This is a genomic window from Kribbella sp. CWNU-51, from assembly GCF_054073265.1.
Genome location: NZ_JBSXMZ010000044.1, coordinates 114558 through 133555, shown reverse-complemented (window position 1 = coordinate 133555; position 18998 = coordinate 114558). Strand labels below are relative to the sequence as shown.

The following is an 18998-nucleotide window of genomic DNA, read 5'->3' as shown; positions in this document are numbered from 1 at the left end:
CACCCTCCCGCCCCTATTCAACTCCTCAACTACTCCGCGCTGCTACCGCCAGACGTGTCTCTTCGGTGATCAGGTCGAAGTTGATACCGGCGCCCGTCATCAGGCCGGCGGCCGCGGACGACATCACCTGGGCCATCGGATCGGTCACGTTGCCGGCCGCGAAGACTCCCGGCACCTCGGTCGCACCCCTCGCGTCGACCGGGATGGCCGTGCCGATCTCGACGCCGTTGGCCTCGCGGACGGTCGGCTCCAGACCGAGGTCGGCCAGGAAGTTCGCCCGCGCCCGTACTGTGGTCTGGACCGCAAGAGCCTGCCGCGGGATCACGTTGCCGCCCTCCAGCCGGACTCCGGTCAGCTTGCCGTCCTCCACCTCGAGCTGCTCGACCTTTCCTTGTACTACGGCGATTCCGCGCGCCGCGAGCTCCTCCCACTGCTCTTCGGTCAACTCCGGTGCCGTGTGCAGGAACAGCGTGATGTCGTCACTCAGCTGCTGGAACATCTGCACCTGGTGCAGCGCCATCGCACTGGTCGCCAGTACGCCGATCGCCTGGTCGCGCACCTCCCAGCCGTGGCAGTACGGGCAGTGCAGCACGTCCTTCCCCCACCGCTCCGCCAGCCCGGGTACGTCGGGCAACACGTCGGCCAGCCCGGTCGTCACCAGCAGCCGCCGGCCCTGGTACGTCGTACCGTCCGCAAGACCGACTGTGAAGTCGCCGTCCCGGTGAGCCGTGGTCACGGTGCCGGTGACCACCTCACCGCCGTACCCGATCACCTCCTGGCGACCGATCGCGGTCAGCTCGCTCGGCGGGATGCCGTCGCGGGTCAGGTAGTTGTGCACGCCCTCGGCCGGCGCATTGCGGGGCGTGGCGTCGTCGATCACCAGCACTGAGCGGCGGGACCGTGCCAGCGCCATCGCCCCACTCAGCCCGGCGGCTCCCCCGCCGATCACGATCACGTCGTACTTCTTCATCTCCGGCTCCTCTCGCTGATGCTCCGAGGATCCGCGATGATTTTCGTTTTCGACAACTTTGTTTGCCACAATGGCAACATGGACACTCTCGACGACGTTCTCGAAGCGGTCGGGCCGCGGTTGCGCGCGCTGCGGGTCGAGCGCGGCACCACGCTGGCCCAGCTGTCCGAGTCGACCGGGATCTCGGTGAGCACGCTGTCCCGGCTGGAGTCCGGGCAACGGCGGCCGACACTCGAGCTGCTGCTGCCACTCGCACGGGCCTACCAGGTGCAGCTGGACGAGCTGGTGGACGCACCGCCGACTGGCGACCCGCGGATCCACGCCAAGCCGATCAGGCACAACGGCACCGTGCACATCCCCCTGACCAGGCGCCCGGGCGGACTGCAGGCGTTCAAGCAGATCCTGCCGGAGGGCTACCCCGGCGGTGATGTGCAGCAGAAGATGCACGAGGGGTACGACTGGATCTATGTGCTGTCCGGACAGCTCCGGCTGGTGCTCGGCGACCAGGACTTCGTGCTCAAGGAGGGTGAGGTGGCGGAGTTCGACACGCGCGTGCCGCACTGGTTCGGCAACCCTGGCCCGGGGCCGACCGAGGCGCTGTGCCTGTACGGCCCGCAGGGGGAACGCATGCACGTCCGGGCCCGCACCCGGTAGCCAGTAGGCTGCGGCCGTCTGTCAGGCGGTCCGTGTGACTGAGGAGGAACTGGTAGTGAGCATCGCGTTGTTCACCTTGGGCGGCACCATCGCCATGGCCGGCGGCCACCGGCTGACCGGCGAGGCGCTGGCCGCCGCCGTCCCCGGCCTTTCCGAGCTGGGCCGGCCGGTAGAGATCCAGGACATCGAGGCAGTGCCGAGTGCCAACCTGACCGCCGCGAAGATGCTCGAGGTCGTCGACGCGGCGTCGAAGGCCGTGGCCGCCGGCGCCACCGGTGTCGTGGTCACTCAGGGCACCGACACTCTGGAAGAGACCGCGTTCCTGGTCGACCAGATCTGGCCGCACCCGCAGCCGTTCGTGTTCACGGGTGCGATGCGCAATCCGACGCTGGCCGGCCCTGACGGCCCCGCGAATCTGCTGGCCGCCCTCCGCGTCGCCTGCTCTCCCGCGGCTCGCGACCTCGGCGCACTGGTCGTGTTCAAGGACGAGATCCACGCGGCCCGGTGGGTGCGCAAGACGCACAGCACGAGTACGGCGACGTTCGTCTCCCCCAACACCGGTCCGATCGGTCACGTGGTCGAAGACAGTGTCCGCGTCCTCACGCGCCCATTGCGCCTCGACGGCGTACACGGCAGTGCTGAGCCGGCCACGCTCGATGCGACCCGGGTGGCGCTCTACACCGTCACGATGGACGACGACGGGCTGCTGCTGCAGGGATTGCGCGATACGCACCAGGGTCTGGTCGTCGCCGCCTTCGGCGTGGGGCACGTGCCGGACGCGCTCGCGCCAGTGCTCGGCGAGCTGGCCGCGGCGATGCCGGTCGTCCTGACGTCGCGGACCGGAGCCGGCTCGGTACTACGCAACACCTATCGATCCGTGGGATCGGAATCCGACCTGTTGCAGCGCGGCCTGATCGACGCCGGCTTCCTCGACCCCTACAAGGCGCGCGTGCTGCTTCGGTTGCTTCTGGCAACAAATGAGGACCCGGACGAGATCACCGCCGCCTTCGCGCAGTACCACTGATCATCCGCGGCCGGGTATCGCCGGCCTAGCTGGTCCGTGGGAGCGCGGCTGCCTTCCTGGTGAGGTAGTCGCGCTCCGGCACGCTCGTCGTACCGCGGGCGGCAGCGCGGAAGTGCTCCGCGGCGGTCGCGTGGTCGCCGCGCAGCTCGTAGAGGTGCGCACGGGTGGCGTCCAGCCGGTAGTGGCCGGCCAGCTCCTCGTCGAGCGGTTCGAGGAGCTTCAGTCCGGTGTCGGGGCCGTCCACCATGGCGGCCGCGATGGCGCGGTTGAGTTTGACCATGGGATTGCCGGACAAGTCCTCCAGCAGTCCGTACAGCGCGAGGATCTGCGGCCAGTCGGTGTCCTCGGCGCGGTCCACCTCGTCGTGCAGTGCGGCGATCGCGGCCTGGAGTTGGTACTCACCGAGTGGCGGCGTACTGAACGCTTCGACCGCGAGTGCCACGCCTTCTGTGATGTAGTCCTGGTTCCAGAGCGTGCGGTCCTGCTCCGCGAGTGGAATGAGCTCTCCGGCGCTACCGGTGCGTGCGGGGCGGCGGGCGTCGTTCAGGAGCATCAGAGCGAGCAGACCGGTGACCTGACCGTTGTCCGGCAGCAGTGCGTGCACTGCGCGGGTCAGCCGGATCGCCTCGCCGGAAAGGTCGCTGCGCTGCAGCTCTGGACCGCTGCTGGTCGTATAGCCTTCGTTGAACATCAGGTAGAGCACGTGCAGCACGTTGCGCAGCCGTTCCTCGCTCGCGTCGAGCTCGAAGGCCGCCCCCTTGATCTTCTGCTTGGCCCGGCTGATCCGCTGCGCCATCGTTGCCTCAGGCACCAGATAGGCGGTGGCGATCTCGGCCGTCGTGAGTCCGCCGACGGCGCGCAACGTCAGCGCGATCGCCGACGCCGGGGTGAGGGCCGGATGGCTGCACAGGAACAGCAGCTGGAGCGTGTCGTCCCGCTCCTCGACGTCCTCCGGCGGGAGGTCCCGCAGCGCGGCCCGCTCTTCCCGGCGTCGCCGCGCCTGCACTTGCCGGACCTCGTCGATCAGCCGCCGGGACGCGGTCTGGATCAGCCATCCCTTCGGGTTGTCCGGCGTACCGTCCTTGGGCCACGTCAGCGCCGCCGCCAGCAGTGCCTCCTGGACGGCGTCCTCGGCCGCGGCGAAGTCGCCGGACCACCGGACGACCGCACCGAGGACCTGCGGCGTCAGTTCACGCAGCAGGTCCTCGAGGCGATGCTCATTCGAAGACGTCGGCATCCGACTCCATCACCCGGCGGACTCGATCGGCTGCTCGATCGGGATCCCGCCGGGACCGGGCGCGGCCGACTGCTCGGCCGCGATCTCCAGCGCACGCTCCTCCGACTCCACATCGACCATCGTGTAGCCGGCCAGGACCTCCTTGGACTCGGCGTACGGCCCGTCCGTCAGCACCGGCGCACTCACGCTGGACGCGCGGACGACCTTGGCGTGCTGCGGCCAGGTCAGCGCCTGGGCCTCCACCAGTTCCCCACTCTGCCGCAACCGCTCCAGGTGGTCGCTGAGGAACTGCATGTGCGCCTTGATGTCCGCCTCGTCCCACTCGAGCATCGGCGTGTCGACGTTGCCGGGGTCGTAGTTCATCAACAACAGGAACCTGGTCATGTCATCTCCTCCTCGAAGTCCATTCACCCGGAGGACGAAGCCGCCGCAGCCGTCTCTACATGCCTCAGTCGAGCAATGCGTCGACGAACTGCTCAGGGTCGAACGGTGCCAGATCGTCGGGTCCCTCACCGAGGCCGACGAGCTTGACCGGTACGCCGAGCTCGCGTTGCACCGCGATCACGATGCCGCCCTTCGCCGTACCGTCCAGCTTGGTCAGAACGAGGCCGGTGACGTCGATGACCTCGGCGAACACGCGCGCCTGGGTCAGTCCGTTCTGGCCGGTCGTGGCGTCGATCACGAGCAGCACCTCGTCCACCTCGGCGGACTTCTCGATCACCCGCTTCACCTTGCCGAGCTCGTCCATCAGTCCGGTCTTGGTGTGCAGGCGGCCGGCGGTGTCGACCAGTACGACGTCCGCCTCCTCCTCGATGCCCTGCTTGACCGAGTCGAACGCCACGCTGGCCGGGTCGCCGCCCTCAGGCCCACGGACCGTCCGTACGCCGACCCGCTCACCCCAGGTCTGCAGCTGGTCCGCGGCCGCAGCCCGGAACGTGTCCGCCGCACCCAGTACGACGTGCTTGTCCTCGGCGACCAGTACGCGCGCCAGCTTGCCGATCGTGGTCGTCTTACCGGTCCCGTTCACGCCCACCACCAGGACGACGGCCGGTTGCGAGTCCTTGCGGCTCACCTTGAGCGAGCGGTCCAGCGCCGGGTTGACCAGGTCGATCAACTCCTCGCGGAGGATCTCCCGGGCCTGGTCGCCGCTCACGCCTTCCACCCGCATCCGGGTCCGCAGCTTCTCGACCAGCTCCTGCGTGGGCGCCACGCCGACGTCCGCGGTGATCAGCGTGGTCTCGATGTCATCCCACGTCTCTTCGTCCAGCTTGTCCCGCGACAGCAGGGCGAGCAGGCCCTTGCCGAGCGAGCCCTGCGACCGCGCCAGCCGGGTGCGCAGCCGGACCAGGCGGCCCTGTGCGGACTCCGGCTTCTCGATCGTGGCGGTCGGCGCCTCCGGCAGCTGGGTGTCCTCCAGCGTCCGGGTCGGTGTGTCCCGCGGTTCCTCGGCGTCCTCGCCGACCTTCGGCTCCGCGGTGTCAAGCGACGCCGGCTGAGCGGCCGGCGGCAGCTCGGCCTTCCGCCGCCGGGTGACGACGAGTCCGGTCGTACCGGCGACCAGGACAACCGCGATCACCACGATGATGGCGATCAGGGCCTGGTCGGTGAGCAGAGTGACGAGCTGTGGGGTCAACACGGTTCCCCATCTTGACAGACGCCCGGCCCGCCGCCCGCATTCGTTACGTCAGGCACACCAGCTGTCGCGGTACGTGATCCGGCACCAGCTCGGGCCGGTGCGTGAGGAGAACGACCGTACGGCGATCGGCCGCGGCGAACAGGTCCGCCAGGAGTGCGCGACCGGTCTCCTCGTCCAGGTGTTCGGTCGGCTCGTCCAGCACGAGTACATCGCGCTCGGCCAGGAGCAGCCGGGCGAAGGCGAGCCGCTGCCGCTCACCACCCGACAGCCTGGCGCCATGCTCGCCGACCATCGTGTCGAGCCCGTCGGGCAGCTTTTCGACGAACAGCCCGAGCCGCGCTCGGTACAGCGCCTTCCAGAGTTCCAGGTCGCTCGCACCCGGCTTCGCGAGCAGCAGGTTCTCTCGGATGCTCGTGTCGAACACATGACTCTCCTGCGTCAGCAGGCCCACCACAGACCGCACCTGATCGCCTTCGAGCCTTGCGAGGTCCATGCCGTCCAGGAGCACCTCACCACCTCGCGGCTCGAGGAACCGCAACAGCACCGCCGCCAGCGTGCTCTTGCCCGAACCACTCGGCCCGGTGATCACTACGCGGCTCCCGGCCGGCATGTCGAGGCTCAACCCGTCCAGTACGTCGTTGTCGTCGTACCCGACTCGCAGGAGCCTCACCTCGAGGTCGCGACCCGTTGGCAGCGGTTGCGGGGTCGCTGGCTCGGTCACCGGCTCCGGGCTGTCCATGAGCTCCTGCACTCGGCCCAGTGACGCTCGTACCCGGATGGCGAGCTGTGCGGCCGCCGGGATCCCTACGAGCACGTCGGCGAGTGCGAGTGGCGTCAGCACCAGTACGGCGAACACTGCGCCGGTGATGTGGGCCGTACTGCCGAGCACCAGGGCCGCCACGCTCGCACCGCCTACGCAGAGGACGAGTAGAGCGCCGCCCAGGCCCGTGCTCCACGCTGAACGGCGCTCGGCTGCTGCCAGCCTGGCGTCGCTCTTACTGAAGGCGTCCAGGACGTTGTCGATCGCGTTGAAGGCGACGACGTCAGCTGCGGTCAGCAGAGTCTCGGTGGCCGCCGCGGCGACGTCGCCTCGTGCGCCGGCAATCTTCTGCTCGGCACGCTCCGCGGTTTTGGCTGTCAGCCACGGCACGAGCGTGCAGGCGATGAGGACGGCCAGTGCGACCGCGGCTCCGGCCGCGGGGAGCAGGACAGCAAGCAAGGCGACGGTCGCGGCCGCAGTCAACGCGGCGACCGCCACCGGCAGAACGACCCGCAACCACAGGTCGAGCACTGCATCCACGTCCAGCACAAGCCGCGCCAGCAGATCACCCTGACGCCGCGACGTCAGCCCACCCGGCGCCAACCGCTCCAGCCGCCCGGTGATCCTCGCCCGGGTCTCCCCCAATACCCGGTACGCCGCGTCATGCCCAACCAGCCGCTCGACGTACCTGAACACCCCACGCCCAACCCCGAACGCCCGCACCGCCACGATCGGCACCATCAACAACAACACCGGCGGCTGAGCCGAAGCAGCCGTAATCAACCAAGCCGAGGTAGCCAGCAGGGCCACAGCCGACCCCGCAGCCGCTACCCCCAAAAGCAGCGCGAGCCCAAGCCGCCCCCACATGCGCCCCTCGGGCCGCACAAGCCCCCACGCCCCGCCCACCGGGCCGGCCTGCCGCTGCACATCCAGTGTCTTCACGCGTTCACCAGCTCTCGGGCTCCTACAGTGACTGTTCGGTCGGCGGCGGCGATCAGAGCGGGGCGGTGGGCAACCATCAGCACTGTCCGGCCGCCAGCACGCAGCCCGGCGATGACCGCGGCCTCCGCGTCCGCGGCCAGTCCTGCAGTCGGTTCGTCGAGCAACAACACAGGCGCGTCTGTGACCAGGGCACGCGCTAGAGCAACCCGACGCTGCTGACCACCCGACAGCAACCGCCCCTGCTCCCCGACTGCCTTGTCCAGGTCCAGTTCACTCGCCCCGGCCGCGATGAGCGCCAACCGCACCTGGTCGTCCGACGCATCCGGCAACCCGAGCCGCACGTTGTCCGCGACCGTTCCCAACCGCAGCCCCGGACGCTGCGGCACCCAGGCAAACTGCCGCCTCCACACCGTCGGCTCGAACTCGTCCGCCGCACTGCCGCCAACCACGACCACACCCCGCTCGGGCTCGACGAAGCCCAGCAACACCGACAGCACAGTCGACTTCCCGGCACCACTCGGACCAGTGAGCGCTACGACCTCGCCCGGCCGGAGCTCCAGGTCGAAGCCGTCCAATGCCGGCCCGTCGCGACCCGGGTACCGCACGGTCACGTCGTACAGAGAGAGCGGGCTCAGCCGGAGATCCGGTACGTCGGTGCGGTCGCCGCGCTCGGGAAGCGGAGTCTCGAGCACGCGGAACGCCTCTTCACTCGCGGCCACCCCATCGGCGCTGGCATGGAACTGCATGCCGACCTGACGCAGTGGGAGGTACGCCTCCGGCGCAAGGACCAGCACCATCAGCGCCGTCTCCAGCCCGAGCTTGCCGTCGATGACTCTGAGGCCGACACCGACCGCGACCAACGCCACCGAGATGCTGGCCAGCAACTCCAGCGCCAGCGACGACAGGAACGCCAGCCGCAGACTCCCCATCGACGCGACCCGGTGCTTGTCGGTCACCCGTCGTACGGCGGACTCCTGCGCCTTGGCGCGACCGAACAGCTTCAGTGTGGGCAGTCCACCGACCACGTCGGCGAAGTGATGCGCCAGTACGGCGAGTGCGTGCTGGCGGCGCCGACTGCGGGCCTGCGTCGCCCAGCCGATCAACGCCATGAAGATCGGGATCAACGGGAGAGTCACGAGTACGGTCCCGGCTGCGATCAGGTCACCGGTCGCCATCCACCCGATCACGCCGGCCGGTATGGTCGCCGCGAGTACGAGCTGTGGCAGGTAGCGGGCGAAGTACGGGTCCAGGTCGTCGAGTCCCTTGGTGAGCAAGGTTGTCAGCGCACTACTGCGTTCGCCACTCAGCCACACCGGCCCGAGCTTCAACGAGTGCTCGAGCACCTGGCGCCGCAGTGTCGACTTGACCGCAGCCGCAGCCCGCTGAGCCACCACCTCCTGCGCCCACACCAGCAACGCCCGCCCCACGACCACACACGCCAGCCCCCAGGCCACGCCGGCAACCGCACTGCCCCGTAGCACCACTCCGGCGATGCCGTGCGCGAGCAACACGGCCTGCACCACGATCAGCACCCCACTGGCGACACCGATCAGCACCGACGCAGCCAGGAAGACCCTGGCACCCCGGGCTCTCCGCAGCAACCGCGGGTCGAGGGGCTTCACAAGCTCGGCGCCCCTGACGACACCGGCACCGGATCGACAGTGATGCGCTTCCGGAACACCCAGTAGGTCCAGCTCTGATACAGGATCACCAGCGGCAAGAAGATCCCGGCAATGATCGTCAACACCTTCAATGTGTACGGCGTTGACGCGGCATTGACTGTTGTCAATGTTGATTGCGGATCAAGTGTTGACGGCATCACGGCCGGGAACATCGCGGCGAACAACGACACCACGGCCAGCCCGACGGCCACCGCCGTACCCAGGAAGGCCCAGCCCTCGCGCCGCCGCAGGTTCGCCACCAGACCGGCCGCGAACGCGACGACGGCAACGATCGCCACGATGATCGAGGCCTTGTCGCCACGCAGCGCCTGCGCCCACCAGAGGAAGGCGATCGCCAGCACCGCCGCGATCAAGCCGGCCCGCGAGGCCAGGGCGTTCGCGCGCCGCCGGAGGTCGTCCGTGGTGCGAAGAGCCAGGAAGATCGCGCCGTGTGCGACGAAGACCGCGGCGAAGGTGAGCCCGCCGAGCAAGGCGAACGGACTCAGCAGATCCCCGACGTTGCCGACGTACTCGAAGGAGTTGTCCAGCGGTACGCCGCGGACCAGATTGGCGAAGGTGATCCCCCACAACACCGCCGGGACCACCGACCCGATCGTGATCAGCACGTCCATCCGTTCACGCCACCACAACTCGTCGCGCTTACCGCGGTACTCCAGCGCGACCCCGCGCAGGATCAGTGTCACCAGGATCGCGAACAGCGGCAGGTAGAACCCGCTGAACAACGTCGCGTACCACTCCGGGAACGCCGCGAACGTCGCCCCGCCGGCCACGATCAGCCACACCTCGTTGCCGTCCCAGACCGGCCCGATCGTGGTGATCACCGCCCGCCGCTCGGGCTCGTCCCGGCCGAGCACCCGCAACAGCATCCCGACCCCGAAGTCGAATCCCTCGAGCACGAAGTACCCGGTCCACAACGCCGCGATCGCGATGAACCAAACCGTCGTGAGTTCCATCAGAAAGCTCCTCAGTCCGGATGCTCAGTAGGCGAAGGACAGAGGCTTCTCGGCCTCGTCCGTCGAATCGTCCGGGGAGTCGGGTCCCGCGGCTCCGTCCGTCCCGGCCAGGCCGCCGCGGATGGTCCGGAACATCAGCTTCACCTCGACCACCGCGAGCGCGCCGTACAGGACGGTGAAGCCCACGAGCGAGGTGATCACCTCGGCACTCGTCGTGCCCGGCGACACACCCGATGCCGTCGGCAACAATCCGAACACCAGCCAGGGTTGCCGCCCGGTCTCGGTGAAGATCCAGCCGAAGCAGTTCGCCGCCAGCGGCAGCAGCGGCAGCGGGATCGCCAGCCAGACCAGCCATCGGGCCGGCGCCCGGCCCCGGCGCGTTGCCCAGAGCAACCACAGCGCGATCGCCGCGGACGCCATCCCGACCCCGATCATCAGCCGGAAGGTCCAGTAGGTCAGCGGGATGTTCGGCTTGTACGACCCCTGGCCGTACAGGTGCTCGTAGGCGTCCTGCAGCGAGTTGATCCCCTGCACCTGGCCGTTGAAATGGCCGGTGGCCAGGAACGACAGCAGGTACGGCAGCTTGACCGAGAAGATCTCCTTCGACCCGTCCAGCGTGCCGACGGTAAGGATCGAGAACGAGGCCGGCTTCTCGGTCTCGTACAGCGCCTCGGCCGCGGCCATCTTCATCGGCTGCACCTCGGTCATCACCTTGCCCTGGAAGTCTCCGCTCACCGCCACGCCGGCACCGGCCGCGATCACGATCACCGCACCCAGCCGAAGCGCGGTCCGGAACACGTCCCGGTCCACCTTCGGCCGCCGTACCAGATGCCACAGGGCGACACCGGCCACGAACGCGCCGCCGACCATGAAGGCGGCGAAGATCGTGTGTGGGTAGGTGACCAGGACGACCTTGTTCGTCAGCACCGCTCCCAGGTCCGTCAGTTCCGCGCGGCCACGGGCGGCGTTGTAGCGGAAGCCGACCGGGTTCTGCATCCAGGAGTTGGCCGCGAGGATGAAGTACGCCGACAACTGCGAGCCGAGCACCACCATCCAGATGCACCCCAGATGCACCAGCTTCGGCAACCGCTCCCAGCCGAAGATCCACAACCCGATGAACGTCGACTCGAGGAAGAACGCCAGCAGCCCCTCCAGCGCCAGCGGGGCGCCGAACACGTCCCCGACGAAGCGCGAGTAGTCGCTCCAGTTCATCCCGAACTGGAACTCCTGCACGATGCCGGTGACCACACCCATCGCGATGTTGATCAGGAACAGCTTCCCGTAGAACTTGGTCAGCCGCAGGTACTTCTCCTGGCCGGTCCGGTACCACGCGGTCTGCAGCCCCGCCGTGATCGCGACCAGGGAGATCGTCACCGGGACGAAGAAGAAGTGGTACACGGTGGTGATCGCGAACTGCCAGCGGGCCAGATCCAAGGTGTCCACGGCACGGCCTCCCCATCTACGACATGACGTAGTAGATGCTAGCGCCCATCTACTACATTGCGTAGTTATACTGGTCACGTGGCGAGCGATGACAAGGCCCCGCGCCCCCTGGGCGACCTGGAGCGGCTGGTGATGGAGCAGCTCTGGGCTGCCCCGGCCGCGCTGACCGTGCGGGAGGTGCACGAGCAACTGGCGGGCACCCGGGAGCTCGCGTACACCACGGTGATGACAGTGCTCGACCGGCTGGCGAAGAAGAAGCTGACCGAGCGGGAGCGCGACGGCAAGGCCTGGCGGTACCGGGCCGCGGCACCGCGCGAGGAACTCGCCGCCGACCTGATGCGCGACGCCCTCGACCGCGCCGGCGACCGGCGCGAGGCCCTGGTCCGCTTCGTCGGCCAGGTCAGCGACGAAGAGGCCGCGCTGCTGCGGGAGGCACTGAGCCGGTTGGACAGTCAGGAGAAGACCGGGTGATCACCCCGATCCTGCTCGCCGCCCTCGCGCTGATCCTGACCGGCCCGGCGCCGGCTCTGCTGGCGCGATCGAGCTGGCCCTACAAGGTCCCGCGCGCCGCCGTCATCCTCTGGCAGGCATTGGCGCTTGCAGCAGTGCTGGCCGCACTTGGTGCGGGCATCGCCATGTCCTACTCGGCCGCGGGCGAGCCGGGGGAACCACGCTTCGACCCGTCGTCGCCGAGGGACCTTGTGGCCGCACTGATTCTCGCCATGACCGCGCTGGTTCTGGTGCGGCTCGTCTGGACCGCTGGACATGTCGCGGTCGGGACGAGGGCGCGCCGCAAGCGTCACCGCGACCTCGTCGACGTACTGGCCACGCCCGACGGCCTGGTCCCCGGCCTGCGCGTCCTGGCCGAGAAGACCCCGCTCGCCTACTGCCTGCCCGCGTTCCGCGGCGCCCGCGTCGTCGTGTCGGTCGGCGCGCTCAACAGACTCGACGACAGCGAGCTCGCAGCAGTACTCGCGCACGAGCAAGCCCACCTGCGCGCCCGCCACGACCTCGTGCTGGAAGCCTTTACCGCGCTGCACCAGGCCTTCCCCCGCAGGGTCCGCAGCGAGGTGGCGCTGGAGCAGGCCCGCACCCTGGTGGAACTCCTGGCCGACGACGACGCCCGCCGCCGGAACGGACCACGCCCACTGGCCCACGCGCTGGTCGCACTGGCCGGTGCCCCAGCGCCTCAGGCCGGCCTGGCGGCAGCCGAATCGGCGACATTGCTGCGAGTCCAGCGCCTGGCCGAACCCGAGCTGGGCAACACGTGGATCGCGGCCGCCACGTACGCCGTGGCGGCCGCTGTCCTCATCCTGCCGACAGTCACTGTCGCGGCCCCACTGGTCCGGGCCATCGTCAACGCCGTCAGCTGACGGCTCTCGTCAGCCCAGGATCAGCCCCACTGCTGGTTCGGTGGCCCACCTTGGTGGGGTAGCCGACCTGGCGGCTGCTGGGAAGACTTGCGACGTCGCTGCAGGACAAGCAGCACAGCCAGGACGAGCACCAGGATCACGGCCGCGCCCGCGATGATCCAAGGCAACGGCGATGACGAGTCGTCCGCCGTCCCAGACCCTTCGTCACCGCCGCCCGGTGCCGGCGTCGTGCTGGAGCTGGGGGATGCGGACGCGCTCTCCTCCGGGGTCGGGGTCGGCGACGTCTCGGCACCTGAAGTGGCGTACTTCGGCCCTTCCGCCTTGTCGCCGGCCACGGCGAGGTCGATGGTCACCGGTACCCCGCCCGACACCGAACCGTCGCCTGGACTGAGCCGGACGACGAGGTAGTACCACCCGTCGACGGCCGTCTTCTGCACGTCGTCGTCGCTCGCAGTGCGGTTGAGATATGAGACCCGCGGGGTCGCCAGCGGCTTGCCGTCGAACGGCAGCACCCGACCGACTGAGGTGTAGACCGTCGTATCGAAGTCGATCGGGGCCCGCACCGGGCTGAACAGGGAGGCCCTGACGTTCGCGGTCGCGGCCCCTGCGCGGCCGGCGAACGTGGCCCGGTAGGCCAGGCCCTGCCCCCAGTCGAGCTTGACGCGGTAGAACAGCTCCTCGCCGTAGTAGATCGTCTCCGTGTACCGGCCGGGACCGTTCAAGGCGGTTGCCTCGTTGAAGGAGCCACCGCCGTGGACCACCCGGCCGGCGCCGGCCGGCGGTGCCGCGAAACCGACCTTCGCACCGGACAACTGATCGCCCTTGCTGCCCACGACCGGAGGCTCGACGCGCAGCAGCAACTCCACTGGCACCCGGTCGGTGCCACCCTCACTCGCGTCCCGGGTGATCCGGAAGCTGTAGCGACCGGGCTTGCTGCACTCGTCGACATCCGAGCCGCCCTCGGCCACTCCGTCCCAGGTGAGCAGAGTGGTGAGGCTGCCCCCCTGCTTCGCGCTGGTGTTCTGCTCACGCACCGACTTGTGACAGTCGACACCGCCCGGACCGTAGACCGCGATGTCCAGGACCTCGTCCTCGATCGGGTTGCCTCGCGGGAACACCGCCGTAGCGGAGAAGTACGCCGTCTCTCCCTCGCGCAGGTCCGCCGAGTAGTACCGCTGCTCGACCGGGTTCAGCGTGTCGACGTACTGGCCGGGGGTCATGACCGGAGCGGTGCCGGACGCGGCGGTGCCGGCGATCGGCGTGCCGACCGGTTCGTAACGCCGCAAGGCATGGTCGGTCACGCGCCCGAGCACTCCGAGGAGGGTGTCGGCGTCATCGGCGTTGTGGTAGGTACCGCCGGTGGCCTGCGCGATGCAGGCGAGCTGCTCGCGAGCCTTCGCGTTCACCTTGAAGCCGATGGTGTGGACGTGCAGGTCGACTCCCTGCTTGTGCAGCTGCTTGGCCACCTCGCAAGGCTGCGGTGGCGCACAGGTGTCCTCGCCGTCGGAGACCAGCACGATCGAGCGTTGCCCCTCCTTCGGCAGCTGTGCCGCGGCCACGAGCAGGGAACGGCCGATGGGGGTGTACCCACTCGCCTTCGCCCCGGTCACGGCGCGCTTGATCGCGGGCTTGTTCACCGCGGTCACGGGCTGAACCACCTGGACGTCGCTACATCCCTTGGCCTTCTCGGCGCCGCTCGAACCAGTGTGGGCTCCGTAGATCGCGAGTCCCAGCGGCGCCTCGGCCGGCAGCGAGTCCACCATCGTGCTCACCGCGCGCTTGGCCGCGTCCATCCGGGTACCACTCCCGCCGGCGTCGCGCGCGACCATCGACCCGGAGGAGTCGAGCACCAGCATCACCGGCGAGAACTCACCGGCGGCCGCCGCGACGGATCCGTTCAGCCAGGGGAACGCGGCACATAGCGCCGCGAGGGTCAGCACCACGACACGCCGTCCGAGGACGTCCCGACTGCGGGTCAGCGATCGGTTGCGAAGACTTCGGAGGTAGTCACGCCGCATAACTGACCGCAATCACCGAGGCATCCACGAGCGCGGCCGCGCCGACGGCCACCCTTCCGATACAAGACTTCACGAACCGCTCCTTCACCTGTTGGCACGAAGATGCAGTTTCGCAGGGAGAAGGTTCATGAACGCCTGTCAAGGGCGCGAGTGGGTCACTCCGGAGAGTGACCGACGGGCTGTGCCGGCGGTCGTCGACGCGGTCAGTCAGCCGGCCGGTAGCGGACGAGGACGCCGCCCTCGGCCCACGGCCTGGCTTCGATCAGTTCGAGATCGACCGGCGAGTTGCCGCTCGGGAACGCGCTCTTGCCCGCGCCGAGCAGCACCGGGCAGATGCGCAGCTGCACCTCGTCGACCAGTCCGGCCTGCAGCAAGGAGTGGAACAGCGAGATGCTGCCCCACAAGATGATGTCCTTGCCGTCCTGCTCGGCCTTGAGTGCGCGCACCGCGTCGATGTCGCGGACCACCAGCCCGGGCTCGTAGGGACCCCATGGAGCGCTCTCGAGGGTCGTCGACACGACCACCAGGTGCAGCGCGTTCAGCTTCGGCGCGATCACCTCGTCGGCCGACGCCTCGGTCGGCCAGAACGTCACGAACAACCGGTACGTCTCGGCGCCGAGCAGCATGGTGTCGACACTCTCGAGCAACGCCAGATTGTCGTCGTCGGCCCGCCCGGCGATCTTGTCGAAGAACTCCAGCCCACCGTCCGGCCCGGCGGCGTACCCGTCGAGCGTGACGTACTCCTGAAAGATCAGCCGCCTCATCCAGCGAGGCTACCCGAAATGTTTCCCCTCACCTCGGGCGACGGCCAGCAGCACGAGCCCCGACAGAACCAGCAGAACCACCATGGTGACGACGAATGTCAGCACATCTCTCCCCGAATCCCAGCCCCGACTCACTGAACATGACGTGCTCAGCGCGCCAGAAGTTCCCCGAACGCCTTGGCGATCTCGTCGACCTGCCACTCCAGCGTGGCCGGCGACACGACCAGCTCGACCCACGACCAGCCCGGTACGTCGGCCGGCTGCCAGCGACCGCAGATCGACTCGCGGGTCGTCTCCATCCGCTCGACCGCGGACAGCTCGATCGCCTCGGCCGCGCGCGGCGCGTAGAGCCGGAACGAGTTGCTGTGCGGCGGCTCCGGGAAGACCCGGAATCCCTCGCTCTGCAAGGCCATCGAGAGCTCCACGGCCCGCTGATGCAGATCGCCCATCACTGGGAGCACCGTCCGCAGTCCCTCCCGCGCGGACACGGCGTACGGGAACAACGAATAGAGGTTGCCACCCAGTCGCCGCTGCCATCGGCGTACCTCGGCGATCACGTCCTCAGGGCCGGCCAGCGCGGCGCCGCTCACGCCACCCAGCACCTTGTAGAACGAGACGTACACCGACGAAGCGAGTGCGGCGATCTCAGCCAGGCTGTGCTCAAGGTACGGCGTGCTCTCCCACAGCCGAGCGCCGTCCAGGTGCAGTGGTACGCCGCGCTCCGCACAGGACTCGGCGAACACCACCAACTCGTCCCACGACGGCAGGACGAACCCCGCGTCGCGCAGCGGCAGCTCCAGCGTTACCGCGGCCAGCTTGCCGGGAATCGCGGCCAGCTCGTCCGGCCGGGGCTGCCGGGGCTCGGACGTGAGTCGCTCGATCCGGAGGTGGTGCACCTCCTCGAGAGCGTTCAGCTCGTGCACCAGCAGGTGTGAGAGTCCGTGCACGGCGACGCGGCTGGTCCCCGCACGATCGGCGTACACCCGCAGGACGCTCTGCTGGGCCATGATGCCGGTCGGCAGGAACACTGCCGCCGGCTTGCCCAGCAGCTCCGCCACCTCCTGCTCCAGCGCGGCGACCTCACCACCGCTGCCATAGCTGTCGGTCTCGCCGTCCGTCGCGACCTCTGCGAGCTGCCGCAGCCTGTCCGGCACACTCACCCGGCGATGGGACAGCCAGCGCTCGCAGTTGTCGGCCGCCGCCTTACGCCGGGCCCGGAGGTCGTCGGAGGTAGTAGTCGCCACGGCCCCATCCTCTCGCGCACCGCAACCGAGTTTGACGACTCAGACGGTCGCGGTGACCACGTGCTCGCCTTGGATGGTCTTGATCTCCACTGAACGCACCTGATTGAGGGGCACCAGGACTCCGCCACCGAAGGTGCTGCCGTCGCGGGCCGCCTTCGGAGACACCACCCAGCTGCCGGCGACCCAACTCTTGCCGCTCCGGTCGGTGACGAGCATCTGGCACTCGGCCCCTGCCTTCAGGCCCTTGATGCTCACCCGGATCCAGCTCCACCCGGCTCGTGGCTCCACAGTCGTCGCCATCGTCGTACCGGTGTTGGTATCGGTCGCGGTGACTTCCTTGTAGCCCGCCGCCGGCTCATCGGCCTGCGGTGCGGTCGAACGGCCGAGGGCTACGCCTCCACCGAGCGCACCGGCCACCAGGACCAGCGCAGCGGCGACCAGCAGCCAGCGGGACCGCCGCTTGACCGGAGCCGGCGCCTGAACAGATTCGGGAGTCAGCTCCCGCACTTCCCGCAGGGTGCGCTGCAGCAGGAGGTCGCCGCCCTCGGGCGGACCCTCCAGGAACGCCTCCGGCGGCACCTCACCGAGGAAGTCCTTCATCTCCTCCAGCTCGGCCAGTTCGGTCCGGCACTCGGCGCACGTCGCCAGGTGCTCGTCGACTTCCTGGACCTCGGCCGGCTCCAGTGCCCCCAGGGCGTAGGCGCCCAGTTGCGTACGGTCGTGCTCACTCATCGGGCCACCTCCCCCTTTCCTGGAGACAACACAGCATGTCCGGCCATCACCGCGCGCAGAGCTCGGAGGGCGTAATGCGATCTCGATTTCACGGTACCGGGCGGGACGCCCAGTTCCTTTGCGGCCTCGGCCACCGACCGGCCGCGGTAATACAGCTGCACCAGCACCTCGCGATGCTCCGGCGACACCTTGTCCAGTGCCTCCAGCACCACCATTGTGTTCACCACCGACTCGGAGTGATCACTTTCCACCGGCGGCCGGTCCTCGACGTCCGCCACCTCGGCCGGCCGCACCGCTCGGGCCCTCGCCCGGTCGGTGACGATGTTCCGCGCCACCGTCAGCAACCAGCCGCGCACCGATCCCTTGCCCTCGGTCAGGTCGCCGGCGTGCTTCCACGCCCGGACCAGAGTCTCCTGGACGACGTCCTCCGCCGCGGCCCTGTCACCGGTGAGACGGGTCGCATACGCCAGCAGGCTGCGCCCGTGTTCGGCGTACAGGGTACGGATCAGCGTCTCGGCAGCGTCCGGCCCCGGGTAGTCACCCACCGTCCGTACGATAGGGGATTCCCTGCCATTGGCAATGGCGGGGATCCACCCGAGGCTCTCAGTAGCCGTTGCCATTGCCGGAGCTGGACGGCTGGGTGGTGATCTTCTGGCCGTCCGCGCCCACGACCCACCAGATGCCGCCGACCGCTTGGCCCGTGGCGTCACCGGCTTTGGCGTCACTCGCGAACAGGTACAGCGGCAGCCCCCCGATAGCCAACTGCTTGCTGCCGTCAGACCTGGTGACCGTGCTGACCAGGGACGCGTCGATGCCGTCCAGCTGCGGAGTCCCGTCACCGGCTGTCACGGCCGGCCACTTGGCCAGGCAATCACCCTCGCAGTTCGACTTGCCCGAGGTGTCCTTGTCGAAGATGTACACGGTCCGCCCGTTGCCGTCGACAACGACCTTGCCGAGCCCACTGACGTCGGCCGTCGCCAGCTTCGCCTCCCCGCCCGCGGCCTGGCTGGCAGCCGGCGCCGAACTCGCACCGGAGCCCGAGCTCGAGTCGTTGCTGCCACCGCAGGCGGTCAGCCCGGCCAGGCTGAGCGCAACCACACCGATTGCACTGCCCAGTCGCTTCATCAGATCCTCCTCGGTCGACTGATCGTCACCCCGCACACGTGCGGAACCGGCGACCGGTTCAACCGGGAGGGATATCGTCTGGAGCTATGAGCCAAGAGATCCCGGCCGCGGTCCAGCGCGCGCTCACCGCGATCGACGAGCAGGACAACGACGCGTTCGTGGCGGCCTTCGCCGCCGACGGCTATGTCGACGACTGGGGCCGCCAGTTCCGCGGTCACGACCGGATCCGCTCCTGGAGCGAGAACGAGCTGATCGGCAAGCGGGCCACCTTCACCGGCACCGAGGTCTCCACTCCGGGCAACCCGCTCACGATCGTCACCCAGGTCGGCGGCGACGGCTTCAACGGCCCGTCCCACTTCACCTTCGACGTCCAGGCCGACCAGCTCGCCTCGATGACGATCACCGCCTGATAATTGCCCGAGGCAAGCATGGTGCGGACCG

General features: G+C 68.9%; 19 protein-coding genes. 5 read left to right on the top strand and 14 right to left on the bottom strand.

Annotated features, from left to right (window positions below):
• Positions 1–25 precede the first annotated feature (25 nt).
• Positions 26–970 carry an NAD(P)/FAD-dependent oxidoreductase gene (locus ACXC9Q_RS34920; RefSeq protein ID WP_457060914.1) on the bottom strand — a complete coding sequence of 315 codons (945 nt, stop codon included), beginning with the start codon at positions 968–970 and terminating at the stop codon, positions 26–28.
• 78 nt (positions 971–1048) lie between these two features.
• Between ACXC9Q_RS34920 and ACXC9Q_RS34915 the strand changes: the two genes are divergently transcribed.
• Complete coding sequence (locus ACXC9Q_RS34915; protein WP_457060913.1) at positions 1049–1624, top strand: XRE family transcriptional regulator; 576 nt, start codon at positions 1049–1051, stop codon at positions 1622–1624.
• A 34-nt stretch (positions 1625–1658) separates the two neighbouring features.
• A complete protein-coding gene (locus ACXC9Q_RS34910; RefSeq protein WP_457060912.1) occupies positions 1659–2648 on the top strand; it encodes an asparaginase in 990 nt (329 codons plus the stop codon).
• A 25-nt stretch (positions 2649–2673) separates the two neighbouring features.
• Here ACXC9Q_RS34910 and ACXC9Q_RS34905 read toward each other — a convergent pair whose 3' ends face one another.
• The 7 genes from ACXC9Q_RS34905 to ACXC9Q_RS34875 all read right to left on the bottom strand — a co-directional run bounded on the left by ACXC9Q_RS34905 (position 2674) and on the right by ACXC9Q_RS34875 (position 11301).
• Entirely contained in the window at positions 2674–3885 is a 1212-nt protein-coding gene (locus ACXC9Q_RS34905) for an RNA polymerase sigma factor (protein WP_457060911.1), read from the bottom strand.
• Between the two features lie 9 nt (positions 3886–3894).
• Positions 3895–4269: a YciI family protein gene (locus tag ACXC9Q_RS34900; protein WP_457060910.1), complete on the bottom strand. Its 375-nt coding sequence runs from the start codon at positions 4267–4269 to the stop codon at positions 3895–3897.
• A 64-nt stretch (positions 4270–4333) separates the two neighbouring features.
• Positions 4334–5521, bottom strand: a complete 1188-nt coding sequence (ftsY, locus tag ACXC9Q_RS34895) for a signal recognition particle-docking protein FtsY (RefSeq protein ID WP_457060909.1) — start codon at positions 5519–5521, stop codon at positions 4334–4336.
• A 43-nt stretch (positions 5522–5564) separates the two neighbouring features.
• Positions 5565–7166 (bottom strand): thiol reductant ABC exporter subunit CydC, encoded by a 1602-nt coding sequence (cydC, locus tag ACXC9Q_RS34890; protein WP_457061033.1) that lies wholly within the window; start codon positions 7164–7166, stop codon positions 5565–5567.
• Between the two features lie 53 nt (positions 7167–7219).
• Entirely contained in the window at positions 7220–8845 is a 1626-nt protein-coding gene (gene cydD / locus ACXC9Q_RS34885; protein WP_457060908.1) for a thiol reductant ABC exporter subunit CydD, read from the bottom strand.
• Positions 8842–9858, bottom strand: a complete 1017-nt coding sequence (cydB, locus tag ACXC9Q_RS34880; RefSeq protein WP_457060907.1) for a cytochrome d ubiquinol oxidase subunit II — start codon at positions 9856–9858, stop codon at positions 8842–8844. The genes cydD and cydB overlap by 4 nt, the downstream gene beginning before the upstream one ends.
• 24 nt (positions 9859–9882) lie before the next feature.
• On the bottom strand, positions 9883–11301 hold the full coding sequence (locus ACXC9Q_RS34875) for a cytochrome ubiquinol oxidase subunit I (RefSeq protein ID WP_457060906.1): 1419 nt from the start codon (positions 11299–11301) through the stop codon (positions 9883–9885).
• A gap of 78 nt (positions 11302–11379) precedes the next feature.
• Here ACXC9Q_RS34875 and ACXC9Q_RS34870 point away from each other — a divergent pair, with 78 nt between their 5' ends.
• Together ACXC9Q_RS34870 and ACXC9Q_RS34865 are read left to right on the top strand one after the other, a co-directional pair.
• The gene (locus ACXC9Q_RS34870) at positions 11380–11772 is read left to right on the top strand and encodes a BlaI/MecI/CopY family transcriptional regulator (protein WP_457060905.1); all 393 of its coding nucleotides are present in this window, start codon (positions 11380–11382) and stop codon (positions 11770–11772) included.
• Positions 11769–12674 carry a M56 family metallopeptidase gene (locus tag ACXC9Q_RS34865; protein WP_457060904.1) on the top strand — a complete coding sequence of 302 codons (906 nt, stop codon included), beginning with the start codon at positions 11769–11771 and terminating at the stop codon, positions 12672–12674. Before ACXC9Q_RS34870 ends, ACXC9Q_RS34865 begins: the two co-directional genes overlap by 4 nt.
• 20 nt (positions 12675–12694) lie before the next feature.
• On the opposite strand, the gene ACXC9Q_RS34860 is transcribed toward ACXC9Q_RS34865, so the two are convergent.
• From ACXC9Q_RS34860 to ACXC9Q_RS34835, 6 genes are all read right to left on the bottom strand, one after another.
• Positions 12695–14617, bottom strand: a complete 1923-nt coding sequence (locus ACXC9Q_RS34860; protein ID WP_457060903.1) for a vWA domain-containing protein — start codon at positions 14615–14617, stop codon at positions 12695–12697.
• Positions 14618–14895: 278 nt separating this feature from the next.
• Positions 14896–15456 carry a dihydrofolate reductase family protein gene (locus tag ACXC9Q_RS34855; RefSeq protein WP_329479623.1) on the bottom strand — a complete coding sequence of 187 codons (561 nt, stop codon included), beginning with the start codon at positions 15454–15456 and terminating at the stop codon, positions 14896–14898.
• Between the two features lie 149 nt (positions 15457–15605).
• Positions 15606–16700 carry a threonine aldolase family protein gene (locus ACXC9Q_RS34850; protein ID WP_457060902.1) on the bottom strand — a complete coding sequence of 365 codons (1095 nt, stop codon included), beginning with the start codon at positions 16698–16700 and terminating at the stop codon, positions 15606–15608.
• A gap of 39 nt (positions 16701–16739) precedes the next feature.
• The gene (locus ACXC9Q_RS34845; RefSeq protein ID WP_457060901.1) at positions 16740–17432 is read right to left on the bottom strand and encodes an anti-sigma factor family protein; all 693 of its coding nucleotides are present in this window, start codon (positions 17430–17432) and stop codon (positions 16740–16742) included.
• On the bottom strand, positions 17429–17977 hold the full coding sequence (locus ACXC9Q_RS34840; protein ID WP_457060900.1) for a sigma-70 family RNA polymerase sigma factor: 549 nt from the start codon (positions 17975–17977) through the stop codon (positions 17429–17431). The genes ACXC9Q_RS34845 and ACXC9Q_RS34840 overlap by 4 nt, the downstream gene beginning before the upstream one ends.
• A gap of 58 nt (positions 17978–18035) precedes the next feature.
• On the bottom strand, positions 18036–18557 hold the full coding sequence (locus tag ACXC9Q_RS34835) for a COG4315 family predicted lipoprotein (RefSeq protein WP_457060899.1): 522 nt from the start codon (positions 18555–18557) through the stop codon (positions 18036–18038).
• Between the two features lie 86 nt (positions 18558–18643).
• Between ACXC9Q_RS34835 and ACXC9Q_RS34830 the strand changes: the two genes are divergently transcribed.
• Positions 18644–18967 carry a nuclear transport factor 2 family protein gene (locus ACXC9Q_RS34830; RefSeq protein WP_457060898.1) on the top strand — a complete coding sequence of 108 codons (324 nt, stop codon included), beginning with the start codon at positions 18644–18646 and terminating at the stop codon, positions 18965–18967.
• Positions 18968–18998 lie beyond the last annotated feature (31 nt).

Excerpts from the sequence above, each read along its gene's own strand:
- ACXC9Q_RS34920 (WP_457060914.1), bottom strand. The coding sequence starts at position 970 with ATGAAGAAGTACGACGTGATCGTGATCGGCGGGGGAGCCGCCGGGCTG.
- ACXC9Q_RS34915 (WP_457060913.1), top strand. The coding sequence starts at position 1,049 with ATGGACACTCTCGACGACGTTCTCGAAGCGGTCGGGCCGCGGTTGCGC.
- ACXC9Q_RS34905 (WP_457060911.1), bottom strand. The coding sequence starts at position 3,885 with ATGCCGACGTCTTCGAATGAGCATCGCCTCGAGGACCTGCTGCGTGAA.
- ACXC9Q_RS34900 (WP_457060910.1), bottom strand. The coding sequence starts at position 4,269 with ATGACCAGGTTCCTGTTGTTGATGAACTACGACCCCGGCAACGTCGAC.
- cydB (WP_457060907.1), bottom strand. The coding sequence starts at position 9,858 with ATGGAACTCACGACGGTTTGGTTCATCGCGATCGCGGCGTTGTGGACC.
- ACXC9Q_RS34855 (WP_329479623.1), bottom strand. The coding sequence starts at position 15,456 with ATGAGGCGGCTGATCTTTCAGGAGTACGTCACGCTCGACGGGTACGCC.
- ACXC9Q_RS34845 (WP_457060901.1), bottom strand. The coding sequence starts at position 17,432 with ATGAGTGAGCACGACCGTACGCAACTGGGCGCCTACGCCCTGGGGGCA.
- ACXC9Q_RS34835 (WP_457060899.1), bottom strand. The coding sequence starts at position 18,557 with ATGAAGCGACTGGGCAGTGCAATCGGTGTGGTTGCGCTCAGCCTGGCC.
- ACXC9Q_RS34830 (WP_457060898.1), top strand. The coding sequence starts at position 18,644 with ATGAGCCAAGAGATCCCGGCCGCGGTCCAGCGCGCGCTCACCGCGATC.